Source organism: Streptomyces sp. WMMC500, assembly GCF_027497195.1.
GTDB lineage: Bacteria > Actinomycetota > Actinomycetes > Streptomycetales > Streptomycetaceae > Streptomyces.
In genome coordinates this window covers 4,581,682-4,597,143 of record NZ_CP114905.1, presented here as the reverse complement: position 1 = coordinate 4,597,143, position 15,462 = coordinate 4,581,682, and the positions used below count along the sequence as shown (strand labels likewise).

12 protein-coding genes and 1 tRNA gene are annotated in these 15,462 nt (G+C 72.5%); 11 read left to right on the top strand and 2 right to left on the bottom strand.

The window, feature by feature from the left end; all coding sequences use genetic code 11:
• Positions 1 to 9: 9 nt before the first annotated feature.
• From gnd to O7599_RS19670, 7 genes are all read left to right on the top strand, one after another.
• Complete coding sequence (gene gnd, locus O7599_RS19700) at positions 10 to 888, top strand: phosphogluconate dehydrogenase (NAD(+)-dependent, decarboxylating) (protein ID WP_281616920.1); 879 nt, start codon at positions 10 to 12, stop codon at positions 886 to 888.
• Between the two features lie 78 nt (positions 889 to 966).
• Positions 967 to 2,100, top strand: a complete 1,134-nt coding sequence (gene recF, locus O7599_RS19695; RefSeq protein WP_281616919.1) for a DNA replication/repair protein RecF — start codon at positions 967 to 969, stop codon at positions 2,098 to 2,100.
• Entirely contained in the window at positions 2,097 to 2,684 is a 588-nt protein-coding gene (locus tag O7599_RS19690; RefSeq protein WP_281616918.1) for a DUF721 domain-containing protein, read from the top strand. The genes recF and O7599_RS19690 overlap by 4 nt, the downstream gene beginning before the upstream one ends.
• Before the next feature lie 295 nt (positions 2,685 to 2,979).
• The gene (gene gyrB / locus O7599_RS19685; protein ID WP_281623440.1) at positions 2,980 to 5,109 is read left to right on the top strand and encodes a DNA topoisomerase (ATP-hydrolyzing) subunit B; all 2,130 of its coding nucleotides are present in this window, start codon (positions 2,980 to 2,982) and stop codon (positions 5,107 to 5,109) included.
• Positions 5,110 to 5,213: 104 nt separating this feature from the next.
• On the top strand, positions 5,214 to 7,850 hold the full coding sequence (gene gyrA / locus O7599_RS19680) for a DNA gyrase subunit A (RefSeq protein ID WP_281616917.1): 2,637 nt from the start codon (positions 5,214 to 5,216) through the stop codon (positions 7,848 to 7,850).
• A gap of 3 nt (positions 7,851 to 7,853) precedes the next feature.
• A complete protein-coding gene (locus O7599_RS19675) occupies positions 7,854 to 8,618 on the top strand; it encodes a DUF3566 domain-containing protein (RefSeq protein ID WP_281616916.1) in 765 nt (254 codons plus the stop codon).
• Positions 8,619 to 8,686: 68 nt separating this feature from the next.
• Positions 8,687 to 8,763, top strand: a tRNA-Ile gene (locus O7599_RS19670).
• 17 nt (positions 8,764 to 8,780) lie between these two features.
• On the opposite strand, the gene O7599_RS36905 is transcribed toward O7599_RS19670, so the two are convergent.
• The gene (locus O7599_RS36905; protein WP_348652629.1) at positions 8,781 to 9,377 is read right to left on the bottom strand and encodes a replication initiator; all 597 of its coding nucleotides are present in this window, start codon (positions 9,375 to 9,377) and stop codon (positions 8,781 to 8,783) included.
• On the opposite strand from O7599_RS36905, the gene O7599_RS19660 reads away from it, so the two are divergent.
• Positions 9,325 to 9,774: a hypothetical protein gene (locus O7599_RS19660; protein ID WP_281623671.1), complete on the top strand. Its 450-nt coding sequence runs from the start codon at positions 9,325 to 9,327 to the stop codon at positions 9,772 to 9,774. The two genes, O7599_RS36905 and O7599_RS19660, sit on opposite strands and share 53 nt — an antisense overlap.
• Before the next feature lie 216 nt (positions 9,775 to 9,990).
• Here the strand turns inward: O7599_RS19660 and O7599_RS19655 are convergent, their stop codons facing one another.
• The gene (locus O7599_RS19655) at positions 9,991 to 11,478 is read right to left on the bottom strand and encodes an MFS transporter (RefSeq protein WP_281616915.1); all 1,488 of its coding nucleotides are present in this window, start codon (positions 11,476 to 11,478) and stop codon (positions 9,991 to 9,993) included.
• A gap of 179 nt (positions 11,479 to 11,657) precedes the next feature.
• On the opposite strand from O7599_RS19655, the gene O7599_RS19650 reads away from it, so the two are divergent.
• The 3 genes from O7599_RS19650 (at position 11,658) to O7599_RS19640 (ending at position 15,433) form a co-directional block, all read left to right on the top strand.
• Positions 11,658 to 11,792, top strand: coding sequence for a DLW-39 family protein (locus O7599_RS19650; RefSeq protein ID WP_018838829.1), 135 nt, complete (start codon positions 11,658 to 11,660; stop codon positions 11,790 to 11,792).
• A 198-nt stretch (positions 11,793 to 11,990) separates the two neighbouring features.
• A complete protein-coding gene (locus tag O7599_RS19645) occupies positions 11,991 to 13,988 on the top strand; it encodes a VWA domain-containing protein (RefSeq protein WP_281616914.1) in 1,998 nt (665 codons plus the stop codon).
• An 11-nt stretch (positions 13,989 to 13,999) separates the two neighbouring features.
• A complete protein-coding gene (locus tag O7599_RS19640) occupies positions 14,000 to 15,433 on the top strand; it encodes a hypothetical protein (protein ID WP_281616913.1) in 1,434 nt (477 codons plus the stop codon).
• Positions 15,434 to 15,462 lie beyond the last annotated feature (29 nt).

Here is a 15,462-nt window from a genome sequence, read left to right as displayed (position 1 = left end):
GGGGCAGTGATGGAGCTCGGTCTTGTGGGTCTCGGCCGGATGGGCGGGAACATGCGTGAGCGCATCCGGCGCGCGGGCCACACCGTCGTGGGGTACGACCAGGACCCGGACAAGGCCGATGTCCACAGCCTGCGGGCTCTTGTGGACGCACTGCCCGCCCCGCGCGTGGTGTGGGTGATGGTGCCCGCGGGTGCGGCCACGCAGTCGACCGTCGACGAGCTGGCGGAGCTGCTCGAACCCGGCGACGTCCTCGTGGACGGCGGCAACTCGCGCTGGACGGATGACGAGAAGCACGCCGAGGAGCTGGCCGCGAAGGGCGTCGGCTTCGTGGACTGCGGCGTCTCCGGGGGCGTGTGGGGGCTGGAGAACGGCTATGCGCTGATGTACGGCGGGGACGCCGAGCACGTGGCGCGGGTGCAGCCGGTCTTCGACGCGCTGAAGCCGGAGGGCGAACTGGGCGCCGTCCACGCCGGCAAGGTCGGCGCGGGCCACTTCGCGAAGATGGTCCACAACGGCATCGAGTACGCGATGATGCAGGCCTTCGCCGAGGGCTGGGAGCTGCTGGACGCCGCGGACTCGGTCACCGACGTGCGCGAGGTCTTCCGCTCGTGGCAGGCGGGCACGGTCATCCGCTCCTGGCTGCTGGACCTGGCGGTCCGGGCGCTGGACGAGGACGAGCACCTGGCCAAGCTCCGCGGGTACGCGGACGACTCCGGCGAGGGCCGGTGGACGGTGGAGGCGGCGATCGACAACGCGGTGCCGCTGCCGGCGATAACGGCCGCGCTCTTCGCCCGGTTCGCCTCGCGCCAGGACGACTCGCCGCAGATGAAGATGATCGCCGCGCTGCGGAACCAGTTCGGCGGCCACGCGGTCAAGGAGGAGATGTAGCCTGCCGGGCGGCCGGCGGGAACGCCGGTCCGCAGTTCGCTGAATCGGCCGTCTGCCTGGGGAGGTCGGCGTCGGGCCATGCACGTGTCTCATCTCTCGCTGGCCGACTTCCGTTCGTATGAGCGGGTGGAGGTCCCCCTCGACCCGGGGGTGACGGCCTTCGTCGGGCCGAACGGCCAGGGCAAGACGAATCTGGTCGAGGCGGTCGGCTATCTCGCGACGCTGGGCAGCCACCGGGTGTCCGCGGACGCGCCGCTGGTGCGGATGGGCGCGGCGTGTGCGGTGGTACGGGCCGCGGTGACGCAGGACGGCCGGCAGCAGCTCGTGGAGCTGGAGCTGAACCCGGGCCGGGCGAACCGGGCGCGGCTGAACCGCTCGTCGCAGGTGCGGCCGCGCGACGTGCTGGGCGTGCTGCGCTCCGTGCTGTTCGCGCCGGAGGACCTGGCCCTGGTCAAGGGCGATCCGGACCAGCGGCGGCGCTTTCTCGACGAGCTGATCACGGCCCGGGCGCCGCGGCTCGCGGGGGTGCGCAGCGACTACGACCGGGTGCTCAAGCAGCGCAACACGCTGCTGAAGACGGCCGCGATGGCGCGGCGGCACGGCGGGCGGCAGCTCGACCTGTCGACGCTGGACGTGTGGGACCAGCATCTGGCGCGGGCCGGGGCGGAGCTGCTGGCGCAGCGGCTGGAGCTGATCGCGGTCCTGCAGCCGCTGGTGGACAAGGCGTACGAGCAGTTGGCGCCGGGCGGCGGTCCCGCGGCGTTCGAGTACCGGTCGCCGGCGGGCGAGCGGTTCGCGGAGGCGCGTACGCGCGAGGAGTTCGCGGAGCTGCTGCTGGCGGCGATGGCGGAGGCGCGCAAGCAGGAGATCGAGCGGGGCGTGACGCTGGTGGGTCCGCACCGCGACGACCTGGTGCTGAAGCTGGGCGAGCTGCCCGCGAAGGGCTACGCGTCGCACGGGGAGTCGTGGTCGTACGCGCTGGCGCTGCGGCTCGCGTCGTACGAGCTGCTGCGCGGCGAGGGCGGCGGGGAGCCGGTGCTGGTGCTGGACGACGTGTTCGCGGAGCTGGACGTGCGGCGGCGGGAGCGGCTGGCGGAGCTGGTGGCGCCCGGCGAGCAGGTGCTCGTGACGGCGGCGGTGGCCGAGGACGTGCCGGGGGCGCTGGCGGGGGCGCGGTTCACGGTCGCCGGCGGGCGGGTGGAGCGGGAATGAGCGAGGAGCCGGTACGTCCCGAGGGTGCCGCACGGCCGGAACCGCCGGCGGACTCCGGTGCCCCCGGGTCCGCCGCCGCGGCCGAGCCGTCCGGGGTCGACCTGGCGCGCGTGGCCCTGCGGGCGGCGCGTGCGGAGGCCCGGGCGCGGGGCGCGGCGGCACAGCAGCGCCGGCAGGCGCGCCGCGGCGGCGGGCTGCGCTCAGGCGCCCGCGCCGACGGCCGCGATCCGCTGCCGCTGGGCGCCGCGGTGAGCCGGCTGATCACCGAGCGCGGCTGGGAGGCGCCGGCGGCGGTGGGCGGCGTGATGGGCCGCTGGCCGCAGCTCGTCGGGCCGGAGGTGGCGCAGCACTGCGCGCCCGAGCGGTACGACGAGCAGGAGCGGGTGCTCGTGGTGACGTGCGACTCGACGGCGTGGGCGACGCAGTTGCGGCTGCTGGCGCCGCAGTTGGTGGCGCGGCTGAACGAGGAGCTGGGGCACGGCACCGTGAAGCTGATCAAAGTGACGGGTCCCGGAGGCGGCGGACGGCGCTTCGGGCCGCTGCGGGCGCCGGGCAGCCAGGGCCCCGGGGACACGTACGGGTAGGCACGTACGTTCTGGTGAACCCGGGCGGTAAACCTGTGATGGAGTGAGGTCGGTCACAGTAGCTCATGGTTGACGCCCCGAAGCGCTGAGTGGCGCTCAGAGGCTCTGCAGGCCCCGGTGTGTGCAGCCCCCCTCGGCGGGCAGATGTTCAGGGCGCCACATGCGGGTTCAGGCACCTGCAAACCGCCATTCTGTCGTGAGCTACCGGTAGACTGGAGAGCAACCCGCCCACTTGCGGAACACGCTGACCAACAACGACGCGGCCGCTCCCGCTCAGCCAGGAGAGTGGCCCGCGCTGTGCCAGAAAGGGCGCTTCGTGGCCGATTCCGGCAACTCCAACGAGAACATCCCTGCCAGCGAGAGCGTGCCTCCAGGCGCCGACGGCGCCGCGGAGGCCGCTGCCGCTGCTGCCGAACGGGCACGCGCCCGCGCGGAGGCGGAGGGCGTCGAGGACGCGGCGTACGACGCGAGTGCGATCACCGTCCTTGAGGGCCTCGACGCCGTCCGCAAGCGCCCGGGCATGTACATCGGCTCGACCGGTGAGCGCGGCCTGCACCACCTGGTGCAGGAGGTGGTGGACAACTCGGTGGACGAGGCGATGGCCGGCCACGCGGACGCGATCGAGGTGACGCTGCTCGCCGACGGCGGCGTGCGCGTCGTCGACAACGGCCGCGGCATCCCGGTGGGCATCGTGCCGTCGGAGAACAAGCCGGCCGTGGAGGTCGTGCTGACCGTGCTGCACGCGGGCGGCAAGTTCGGCGGCGGCGGGTACGCGGTCTCCGGAGGTCTGCACGGCGTGGGCGTCTCGGTCGTCAACGCGCTCTCGTCCCGCCTGTCGGTGGAGGTCAGGACCGAGGGCTACCGCTGGACGCAGGACTACAAGCTGGGCATCCCGACCGAGCCGCTGGCGCGGAACGAGGAGACGGACGAGACCGGCACCACGGTCACGTTCTGGGCGGACGGCGACGTCTTCGAGACGACGGACTACTCCTTCGAGACGCTGTCGCGCCGCTTCCAGGAGATGGCGTTCCTCAACAAGGGGCTGTCGATCACGCTGACCGACGAGCGGGCGGCGGCCAAGCAGACCTCGGGCGCCGACACCGCGGGCGACGCGGACGAGGACAAGGCGCGCAGCGTCACGTACCACTACGAGGGCGGCATCTCCGACTTCGTACGCCACCTGAACTCGCGCAAGGGCGAGCCGGTGCACCCGTCGGTGATCGACTTCGAGACGGAGGACGCCGAGCGCAAGATCTCCGTCGAGATCGCCATGCAGTGGAACACGCAGTACAGCGAGGGCGTGTACTCGTTCGCGAACACGATCCACACGCACGAGGGCGGCACCCACGAGGAGGGCTTCCGGGCGGCGCTCACGGGTCTGGTCAACCGGTACGCGCGCGACAGGAAGCTGCTGCGTGAGAAGGACGACAACCTCACCGGCGAGGACATCCGCGAGGGCCTGACGGCGATCATCTCGGTCAAGCTGAGCGAGCCGCAGTTCGAGGGCCAGACGAAGACCAAGCTGGGCAACACGGAGGCGAAGACCTTCGTGCAGAAGGTCACGCACGAGCACCTGACGGACTGGCTCGACCGGAACCCGAACGAGGCGGCCGACATCGTCCGCAAGTCCATCCAGGCGGCGACGGCCCGCGTCGCGGCCCGCAAGGCGCGCGACCTGACCCGGCGCAAGGGGCTGCTGGAGACGGCGTCGCTGCCGGGCAAGCTGAGCGACTGCCAGTCGAACGACCCGTCCAAGTGCGAGATCTTCATCGTGGAGGGCGACTCCGCGGGCGGCTCGGCGAAGTCCGGCCGCAACCCGCGGTACCAGGCGATCCTCCCGATCCGCGGCAAGATCCTCAACGTGGAGAAGGCACGCATCGACAAGGTGCTGCAGAACACGGAGGTGCAGGCGCTGATCTCGGCGTTCGGCACCGGCATCCACGAGGACTTCGACCTCGGCAAGCTGCGCTATCACAAGATCGTGCTGATGGCCGACGCGGACGTCGACGGCCAGCACATCCAGACGCTGCTGCTGACGCTGCTGTTCCGCTTCATGCGCCCGCTGATCGAGGGCGGGCACGTGTTCCTGGCCCAGCCGCCGCTGTACAAGATCAAGTGGACCCGGGACGAGTTCGAGTACGCCTACTCCGACCGTGAGCGGGACCAGTTGATCGAGCTGGGCCGCTCGCAGGGCAAGCGGATCAGGGACGACTCGATCCAGCGCTTCAAGGGCCTCGGCGAGATGAACGCGGAGGAGCTGCGCGTCACCACGATGGACCAGGCGCACCGTGTGCTGCGCCAGGTGACCCTCGACGACGCCGCCGCGGCCGACGACCTGTTCTCGGTGCTCATGGGCGAGGACGTCGAGGCGCGCCGCTCGTTCATCCAGCGCAACGCCAAGGACGTCCGCTTCCTCGACATCTGAGTCGGCCCCGCCCGGGCGGCCCCCCGCCCGGGGCCGCGGCTTCCCGCCCGGGAGCGCGACCGACCGCCTTCGAGACCTCTTCGCAAAGGTAGAAAAGACCCGCAATGGCCGACGAGCTCACTCCCCAGAACCCCGACCCGCAGCCGGACGGCGAGGGCGAAGACGGCGGCATCGTGCTGCGCGTGGACGCCGTCTCGCTCGAGACGGAGATGCAGCGCAGCTATCTCGACTACGCGATGAGCGTCATCGTCTCGCGTGCGCTGCCGGACATCCGCGACGGCCTGAAGCCGGTGCACCGCCGCGTGCTGTACTCGATGTACGAGGGCGGCTACCGCCCGGAGCGCGGGTACTTCAAGTGCGCCCGCGTCGTCGGCGACGTGATGGGCAACTACCACCCGCACGGCGACTCCGCGATCTACGACGCCCTCGTGCGCCTGGCGCAGCCGTGGTCCATGCGGATGCCGCTCGTCGACGGCAACGGCAACTTCGGCTCCCCGGGCAACGACCCCGCCGCCGCCATGCGCTACACCGAGTGCCGGATGGCGCCGCTGGCGATGGAGATGCTCCGCGACATCGACGAGGAGACCGTCGACTTCGGGGACAACTACGACGGCCGCTCCCAGGAGCCGAGCGTCCTGCCCGCCCGCTTCCCGAACCTGCTGATCAACGGCTCGGCGGGGATCGCGGTCGGCATGGCGACGAACATCCCGCCGCACAACCTGCGGGAGGTCGCCGAGGGGGTGCAGTGGTACCTGGAGCACCCCGAGGCGTCCAACGACGAGCTGCTCGAAGCCCTCCTGGAGCGCATCAAGGGCCCCGACTTCCCCAGCGGCGCCCTGGTCGTCGGCCGCAAGGGCATCGAGGAGGCGTACCGCACCGGCCGCGGCTCGATCCCGATGCGCGCGGTCGTCGAGGTGGAGGAGATCCAGGACCGGCAGTGCCTGGTGGTCACCGAGCTGCCGTACCAGGTCAACCCCGACAACCTCGCGCAGAAGATCGCCGACGGCGTGAAGGACGGCCGGCTCACCGGCATCGCCGACGTCCGGGACGAGACCTCGTCGCGTACGGGCCAGCGGCTGGTGATCGTGCTGCGCCGGGACGCCGTCGCGAAGGTCGTGCTGAACAACCTCTACAAGCACACCGACCTGCAGACGAACTTCGGCGCCAACATGCTGGCCCTCGTCGACGGCGTGCCGCGCACGCTGTCGCTGGACGCCTTCATCCGCCACTGGGTGGACCACCAGATCGACGTCATCGTCCGCCGCACCACCTTCCGGCTGCGCAAGGCCGAGGAGCGGGCGCACATCCTGCGCGGCCTGCTGAAGGCGCTCGACGCCATCGACGAGGTCATCGCGCTGATCCGGGCCTCGCAGACGGTGGACGTGGCGCGTACGGGCCTGATGGACCTGCTGGAGATCGACGAGATCCAGGCGAACGCGATCCTGGAGATGCAGTTGCGCCGGCTGGCCGCCCTGGAGCGGCAGAAGATCACCGCGGAGCACGACGACCTCCAGGCGAAGATCGACGACTACAACGCGATCCTGGCCTCCCCGGAGCGGCAGCGGCAGATCATCAGCGACGAGCTGGCGGCGATCGTCGCGAAGTTCGGCAACGACCGGCGCACCCAGCTCGTGCCCTTCGACGGCGACGTGTCCATCGAGGACCTGATCGCCGAGGAGGACATCGTCGTCACGATCACCCGCGGCGGCTACGTGAAGCGGACCAAGAGCACCGACTACCGCGCGCAGAAGCGCGGCGGCAAGGGCGTACGCGGGACGCGGCTGCGCGAGGACGACATCGTCGACCACTTCTTCGTCTCCACCACGCACCACTGGCTGCTGTTCTTCACGAACAAGGGCCGGGTGTACCGCGCCAAGGCGTACGAGCTGCCGGACGCCGGCCGCGACGCCAAGGGCCAGCACGTCGCGAACCTGCTGGCGTTCCAGCCGGACGAGCACATCGCGGAGATCCTGGCGATCCGGGACTACGCCGCCGCGCCGTACCTGGTGCTCGCCACCAAGGCCGGGCTGGTGAAGAAGACCGTGCTCAAGGACTACGACTCGCCCCGCCAGGGCGGCGTGATCGCGATCAACCTGCGGGAGATGCCGGACGGCTCGCCGGACGAGGTGATCGGCGCCGAGCTGGTCTCGCCCGCGGACGACCTGCTGCTCGTCAGCAGGAAGGCCCAATCGATCCGGTTCACCGCAACGGACGAGGCGCTGCGCCCGATGGGCCGCGCCACCTCCGGCGTGAAGGGCATGAGCTTCCGCGAGGGCGACGAACTCCTCTCGATGAATGTCGTGCGGCCCGGTACGTTCGTGTTCACCGCCACCGACGGCGGGTACGCGAAGCGTACGAACGTGGACGACTACCGCGTTCAGGGACGAGGTGGACTCGGCATCAAGGCGGCGAAGCTGGTGGAGGACCGGGGTTCGCTGGTGGGCGCGCTGGTGGTGGAGGAGTCGGACGAGATCCTCGCCATCACGCTCGGCGGCGGCGTGATCCGTACGCGGGTCGATGAGGTCAGGGAGACGGGCCGTGACACCATGGGCGTCCAGTTGATCAACCTGGGGAAGCGGGACGCCGTGGTCGGCATCGCGCGGAACGCCGAAGCCGGCCGGGAGGCGGAGGAGGTCGAGGAGGCCGTCGACGCCGCCGTCGCCGCGGACGCCGCAGACGCAGCCGGGAGCACGGACGCCGGGGCCCAGGGGCCCGCCGCGGACGGTGAAGGCGAGGAGTAGGTCGTGAGTGGAGCGACGGGTGCCGGCGCCGGTCCGGCGAGGGCCGAGGGGTACGCGCAACCGAACCCCCCGCCCGGTCCGGACGACGCCGGCGGGCGGGGCCGGCGCGGGCACAGACGCGGCGCCTCCGGTTCCGCGGGAGCCGGGGGCGCGGAGGCGGATCCGCACGCGTACACGTACGACAGCGCCCCCGAGGGCCCGATGCCCCCGCCGGCCGCCCCCGCCGCCCCGCCCACGCCGCACCACCCGCCGCAGGCGTACACCCCGCCGGTCGGCGTGGCCGCCGGCGGGCACGCCGCGGGGCACACGGCCGGGCACGGCGGTCAGGCGTACGAGCAGGCGCAGCAGGCGGCCGCCGGCGTACGCAGGTCGCGTACCGGCGCCCGTACGGTCCCGCGCACCCGCAAGGCACGGCTGCGGGTGGCGAAGGCCGACCCCTGGTCGGTGATGAAGGTCAGCTTCCTGCTCTCCATCGCCCTCGGGATCTGCACGATCGTGGCGGTGACCGTGCTGTGGATGGTGCTCGACGCGATGGGCGTCTTCAGCACCGTCGGCGGCACGATCAGCGAGGCCACCGGCTCGGACGACTCGGCCGGCTTCGACCTGGAGTCGTTCCTGTCGCTGCCCCGGGTGGTCGCGTTCACGGCGGTGGTGGCGCTGATCGACGTGGTCCTCGCCACGGCGCTGGCGACGCTGGGCGCGTTCATCTACAACCTCTCCGCCGGCTTCGTCGGCGGCATCGAGGTCACGCTCGCGGAGGACGAGTAGCGCCCGCCGGGTACGCTCGCTATCGATTTGGGCCGCGGCTCGGCGGTGGGGTAATCTCTGTGCAGCGCGCGGCTATAGCTCAGTCGGTTAGAGCGCATCCCTGATAAGGATGAGGCCCCAGGTTCAAGTCCTGGTAGCCGCACCAGCGAAAAGACCCCCGGATCATCGGTCCGGGGGTCTTCTGACACCGGTGGTCATGCGGCGACTCTTTCCAGGTCGATCAGGCAGGTAGTTCCTCGCGAGCGGCTTCGCCGTTGTGCTGGATGTCGCGGCGGATGTTGGCGGCCAGCCAGGATTCGCCGGGCGGCTGTCCGGCCCGTCCGGCCCGTCGAAGCGGATCACGGCATGGAAGTGCACGGCCCCGCGATTCTGGTACTCGGCGACCTTGCCGAAAGTGACGCGGGACTGTTCGCGCGCGCGACCTTCTCGGTGAGTCCGGCACCGGCGGGCGATCTCGCGGCGCAGGTGGATAGTGAAGTAGCGCCGCAGGTAGGGGCGTTGGTTGTGCCACAGCACGGTGCCCGCATAGTCGTACGGGTACGGGTCGAGCGGGGTGCCGGGTTCGGGCGCGTCCTCACCGTGGCGGTGCCGCAGCGGCACGGCCGGTTGCCGAAACGGCGTGGACAGAGCCGAAGGAGGGCGCGGTGAGCGTTGCGAAGACGGGGGTGATCCCGAATGGCGCGGTGTCGGTCGAGGAGCCTGCGCGTTGAGCCACGGTCGCCCGCCAGTGCTGAGGCTGGGACACGGTGTTGCAGCGATCGGCCTCTTTGCCGCAGTCGCGGAGCATTTCCAGACGATTTACCCTGAGATCAATCGCTCTACAGTGAAAGGTAGCATTGAGATGCATTTTGTCCTGCTCGCTACCCACGATCCGGAAGTCTGTCCGACTGCCAACGCGACGACGCGCGACCTGATGCTCAAGACCGCTCCCGACATGTCGAACCTCGCCCAGAAGGCAGGCGTCGACATCGTGGCCGGTCCCTTCGTCAACCGGGAGCACACCATCGTCGCGGTCGTAGAGTCCGACAAGGTCGAGAACGTCGACCGCTTCCTGATGGAGGCTCGCCTCCCCCACTGGAATCGCGTCCGCGTGCTGCCGTCGCTGACCATGGAGGAAGGTCTCGCCGATGTCCAAGCGCAGACGCAGATCTTCTGACCCGCCCGCTCAGGCATGAGGCGCTGCTCAGGTGCGGGCGCCGCCCAGCGGCAGGGACCACATCCGGGTGGCATGTGCCGTGTGGGCCGAGAACCGTCAAGTGGTCCGCTGACGTCTGGCACCCATGTCTGACACCAACAGGGGCGGACTGCCGTGGACAAGTGCGGACGGCGTCGAAGGGCGCCTCCTCGTCACGAGGAGGCGCCCTTCGGGTTTTCACGGGTGTACGCGCTCGGGGGTGGCACGGCCCGGCCGGGGGAGGAAGGGGACCAGGAGCATCGAGGCGGCGGTGATGACGCCGGCGGCCAGGAAGGCGCGGGCGTAGCCGTCCTCCGGGGTGCCGTGGCCGGCGGAGGCGACCGCGCCGAGGATCGCCAGGCCCAGCACCGCGCCGATCTGGCGGGAGGTGTTGACCAGGCCGGAGACGCCGCCCGCGTCCCGCTCGCCGACGCCGGAGGTGGAGACGTCGGTGAGCAGCGCCATCAGGACGGCGATGCCCGCCGCCATCGGCAGCGCGGGACCGAGGACCGCGGAGACGAACGTGCCGTCCGCGTCCAGCACCGCCGCCTGCCACAGGAACCCGCCGGCCGTGAGCAGCCCGCCCGCCACCGTCATCGTGCGGCTGCCGAAGCGGGCCGTGAGCCGGGGCGCGAGCTGGGAGGCGAGGATCAGGGCGGCGGTGTGCGGGAGGAAGGCCAGCCCGGTGCGGATCGCGCTGTAGTCGAGGACGGTCTGCATGTAGAGGGTGAGGAAGTACCACATCGCGAACCCGCCGACCATGCTGACGAGCGTCACGACGTTGCCGACGGCCACCGCGCGGACGCGGAACAGCCGCAGCGGCATCAGCGGCTGCGCGGACCGCGCCTCCACCGCCACGAAGCCCGCCAGCGCCACGAGCCCGGCCAGCAGCGGCAGCAGCGCGGAGGCGGCGGTCCAGCCGGCGGACTCGGTCTCGGTGATGCCGTACGCCACGGCGCCGACGCCGCCGGTCACGAGCACGGCGCCGGGCAGGTCCAGCGCGGGGCGGTCGGCGGCGCGGCGCTGCTCGCGCAGCCAGAGGAGGACGACGGCGCCGACGGCGGCGCCGATCGGCACGTTGATCAGCAGCACCCAGCGCCACGACGCCAGGTCGGTGAGCACGCCGCCGATGAGCCCGCCGGCGGCACCGCCGGCGGCGCCGACCGCCGTCCAGGCGGCGATGGCCCGGGTGCGGGCGGCGCCCTCGGGCAGCGCCCGGGTCAGCAGCGAGAGCGTGACGGGCGCGAGGAACGCGGCGCCCACGCCCTGGGCGGCGCGGGCGGTGATGAGCACGGCGTCGCTCTGCGCCAGCCCGCCGGCGAGGCTGGCGGCGGCGAAGAGGCCGAGGCCGGCGAGGTAGACGCGCTTGGCGCCGAAGAGGTCGGCGAGCCGGCCGCCGAGGAGCAGGAAGCCGGCGAAGGTGAGGGCGTAGCCGTTGACGACCCACTGCAGCGCGCTGCCGCCGAGGGCGAGGTCGTCGCGCATGCTGGGCAGGGCGACGTTGACGACGGAGACGTCGAGGACGACGAGGAACTGGCCGATGTACGAGGCGAGCAGCACCGGCCAGAGCCGGGCCGGGGATGCCGCGTCCGCCGGGGAAAGAGGGCTGGCGGCCGGGTGCGGGAGGCGGACGCCGGCGTGGGCCGCGTCGGCGTCCGTCGTGTCGGTGGCGTCGGGCGTGGTCATGAGCGCCATCGTGCGCGGCGCGGGGGTGCGCGCGGATCGGGCGCCGGACCGAACCGGGGCGGGGGACTCAGGTCCTAGAGCGGTCCTAGTGCCGCGGTCCCGAGCCCGGCTCCGTACGGTTTGCGCTGTGTATCATCGGGCTTCGTAGTCCAATGTCTCTGGAAGGACGAGGTAGCGCGGTGAAGAAGCTGTTCCTGATCGCATTGGCCGCTCTGGGCGGGCTTCTCGTGTACCGCCAGATCCAGGCGGATCGCGCCGAGCAAGACCTGTGGACGGAGGCCACCGACTCGGTGCCCTCCTCTTCGGGCGTCTGAGACACGAGAATTCCGCGGGGCCGCCGGTTCGCCGGCCCGGCCCCGGGCCCCGGCCCCGCCGCTCACGCGGCGGTGCGGCCGGGGCCTCGGCATGACCGGAGCGCTGTTGCACGACCGTGACGCACGCCCCCTGTTATTTGCTACTGCACACGTTCTACGGTGCACAGGCACATGGCAGAGAACAAGGGGGGACATGTCATGGGACGACCACTGCACGGCCGCGGGAGACGGCCCGCGTACGCGGGCGCGGCGGCGGCGCTCGCCGCCGCGCTGACCGCGCTGACCGCGGGACCGCTGCCCGCGGCGCTCGCCGCGCCGCGGACACCCGGCGCACCGGCCGCACCCGCCGTGCCCGCGCCGACCGGCGGCGGCCTGGTGATGGTGCTGGACTCCTCCGGCTCCATGGCCGAGGACGACGGCTCCGGCGCCACCCGTATCGAGTCCGCCCGCGCGGCCGTCGGCACCGTCGTCGACGCCCTGCCCGACGGCTACCCGACCGGTCTGCGGGTCTACGGCGCCGACCGCGCCAGCGGCTGCACGGACACCCGCCTCGCCGTGCCCGTCGAGGAGTTGGACCGGGGCCGCATCACCGACGCCGTAGCAGATGTGAAGCCGAAGGGCGACACCCCCATCGGCTACGCGCTGCAGCGGGCGGCCCGGGATCTCCCCGAGCGCCCGCCCGGCGCCCTCGGCCACCGCTCGATCCTCCTCGTCTCGGACGGCGAGGACAGTTGCGGCACCCCCGACCCCTGCGAGGTCGCGGAGCAACTCGGCGAGACCGGCGGCGCCTTCGGCGCCCTGCGCATCGACACGGTCGGCTTCCAGGTCGGCGGCAAGGCCCGCGACGAGCTGAAGTGCATCGCGGAGAAGGGGCACGGCGCGTACTACGACGCCCCCGACGCGGACGCGCTCGCCCGCCAGCTCCAGCGCGCCGCCCGCCTCTCCGCGGACGGCTACCGCTTCCGCGGCGACCCCGTCGAGGGCGGGCTCACCCGCGGGGGCGCCGCGGACCTCGTGCCCGGCCAGTACCTCGACAGCATCGGCGCCGGCGAGACCAAGTGGTACGCCGCCGAGCTGGACGCCGCGTCCGCCGCCGACTTCGGCGTCACCGCCGTACCGCAGCCGGGCGTGCCCGTGGCGTACGGCGACGGCATCGAGCTGGAGCTGCACGCCACCGACGACCACGGCACCCGCTGCGACACCCAGGACGACCGCTTCGAGCAGGACGAGGGCGCGCAGCCGCTGACCAACGCCGTCAGCCGCGTCCCCAGCGCCGAGGGCGGCGAGCCCTGCGACGCCGCCGGCCGCTACCTGCTCAGCGTCCACCGCACCAGCGACGCCGGCTCGGACCGGGCGCGCTGGCCGCTGGAGCTGGTCTTCGGCCGGGAGGGGCCGCTCCGCGCCGGCGTCACGCCCGCGCAGTCCGAGCCGGACTACGGCCCGGCCGGCGACGAGGGCGCCGCCCTGCCCACCGCCGACCCCGAGGACATCACCGGCGGCACGGGCTTCAACGACGCGAAGGCGATCGGCCCCGGCGTCTGGCGCGACGAACTGCTGCCCGCGCAGATGCGCTTCTACAAGGTCGACGTCGGCTGGGGCCAGCAGCTCCGCTACCGTGTCGAGTTCGCCAACGAGCCCACGCTCGACGGCGCCGCCGGCGTCTCCAGCTTCGCCGACACCGACCTCTACGCCCCCGGCCGCGCCTTCGTCGGCGACGGCCCTTATCGCAGCAGCCGGAGCTACTACGGTGAACCCGTCGCCTCCGACCTCGGTACGGTGCCGGTCAGTTGGACCAACCGCTACGAGACCGCCGCCGAAGTCGCCCCCGTGCGCCGCGGCGGCGCGTACTACCTGTCGGTCTCGCTGGGTCCCGACGCCGCGCGGTTCGCGGAGAACACGGCCGTCGGCGTCGTCCTGCGCGTCGACGTGCTGGGCGAGGAGAAGGCGGGACCGGGGCACGGGGCGCCGGCCGCCGCGGACGGCGGCGAGCAGGGCAAGGACGACCGGGACGGCGGGAAGGATGCGCGGGCGGGGGCGGACGAGGAATCATCGGACTCCGTCCTGCCGCTCGCCGGCGGGATCGCGGGGGGCGTGCTGCTCGCCGGCGCGGGGGTCGCGTACGTGGTCGTACGGAACCGGAAGCGGCCGGCGACGTCAGAAGCAGCGGCAGGCAACGGCGTAAGGGGTGGATGGTGAGGACGCGCACGATGGCGGGGCCGGCCGCGGCGGTGGCCGCGGGCCTGCTGGCCGGGCTGCCGGCGGCGGTTCCGGCCGCCGCAGAGCAGCCGGCCGACGCACGCGAGTACCGGCCGGCGAAGGACGCCGAGCCCGTCGAGGGCTCCCCGAGCAGCACCGGCGGCGAGAAGCTGGCGGCCGGGAAGACGTACTCCGACTCCATCGGCCCGGGCGACACGCTCTACTACAGCGTCGCGCTCGACGCGAAGTCCCACGCCTGGATATCCGCCGTGGCCGCGCCGAAGCCGGGCACCAAGGTCGCGTACGGCGACGGCCTCGACCTGGAGCTGGAGAGCAAGGACGGCGAGCGGTGCAGCAGCTCCGACGTCGACTTCGCCGCCGACGGCGCCGTGCGGCCGATCGCCACCTACGTCTGGCGCATGGCCGAGCCCGACGGCTCCTGCCAGGACCCCGGCGTCTACAACCTCATCGTCACCCGCGACAGCGACCCGACCTCCGGTCCCGGGGAGTGGCCGCTGGAGCTGCGCTTCATGCAGGAGCCGCCGCTGGCGGAACCCGCCCCCACGACGCCGCCCGACCTCGAGTCGATCCCCACGCAGCCGCCGCCCCCGCCCACGGACAAGGCCGAGCGGCGCGAAGGGGGCACCGGGTTCAACGACGCGGTCGGCATCGACCACGGGGTGTGGACCGACCGCATCCGGCCCGGCGACACGCACTTCTACCGGGTGCCGCTGGACTGGGGCCAGCAGTTCTTCCTGCAGGCCGAGTTCGGCACGACCCGGGTCGGCGACGACACGGCGTACGCCTCGAACGGCGTGCGCGTCGACTTCTACAACCCCGCGCGGGGGTTCCTCGCCACCCCGAGCGAGACGTACTACGGCGACGACCCCGCGGCGATCCAGCTCATGGGGCCGCCGGTGGCGTACGAGAACCGCTACGCGTCGTTCGGCCCCGATGCCGGCAACGTCGCCTTCGCGGGCTGGTACTACGTCGCGGTCAGCGTGTCGGAGGAGGTCGGGGAGTTCGCGGACGGGCCGGTGCCGGTCGAGCTGCGGACGACCATCAAGGGCGAGCCGGAGGAGGGCCCGGCGTACGACGGGGACGCGGCGGCTGCCGGGTTCGCGGTGACCGACGACGACCGCGACCGGGCGGCGGAGGGCACGGCCGCCGACGAGAGCGGCGACGGCGACGGTGCCGGGAAGAAGATCCTGGCGGTCGCCGGGATCGGCGCGGGCGTGCTGCTCCTGGCGGGCCTGGGACTGTGGACGCTGCTGGCCAGGCGCCGGACGGTGCCGGGCGCGCCGGGCGGTCCGCAGGTGGCGGGCGAGGACACGCAGACGGCGCCGGGGGCGTACGGCGGCGGGCCGGCGGGCCCGTACGGCTCGCAGCCCTACGGGGGCGGGCACCCGCCGCACCCGCCGCAGCAGCAGAACTGGCGGCAGTAGGAAGCAGGAAGAAGGGGTCCGCGCTTCGG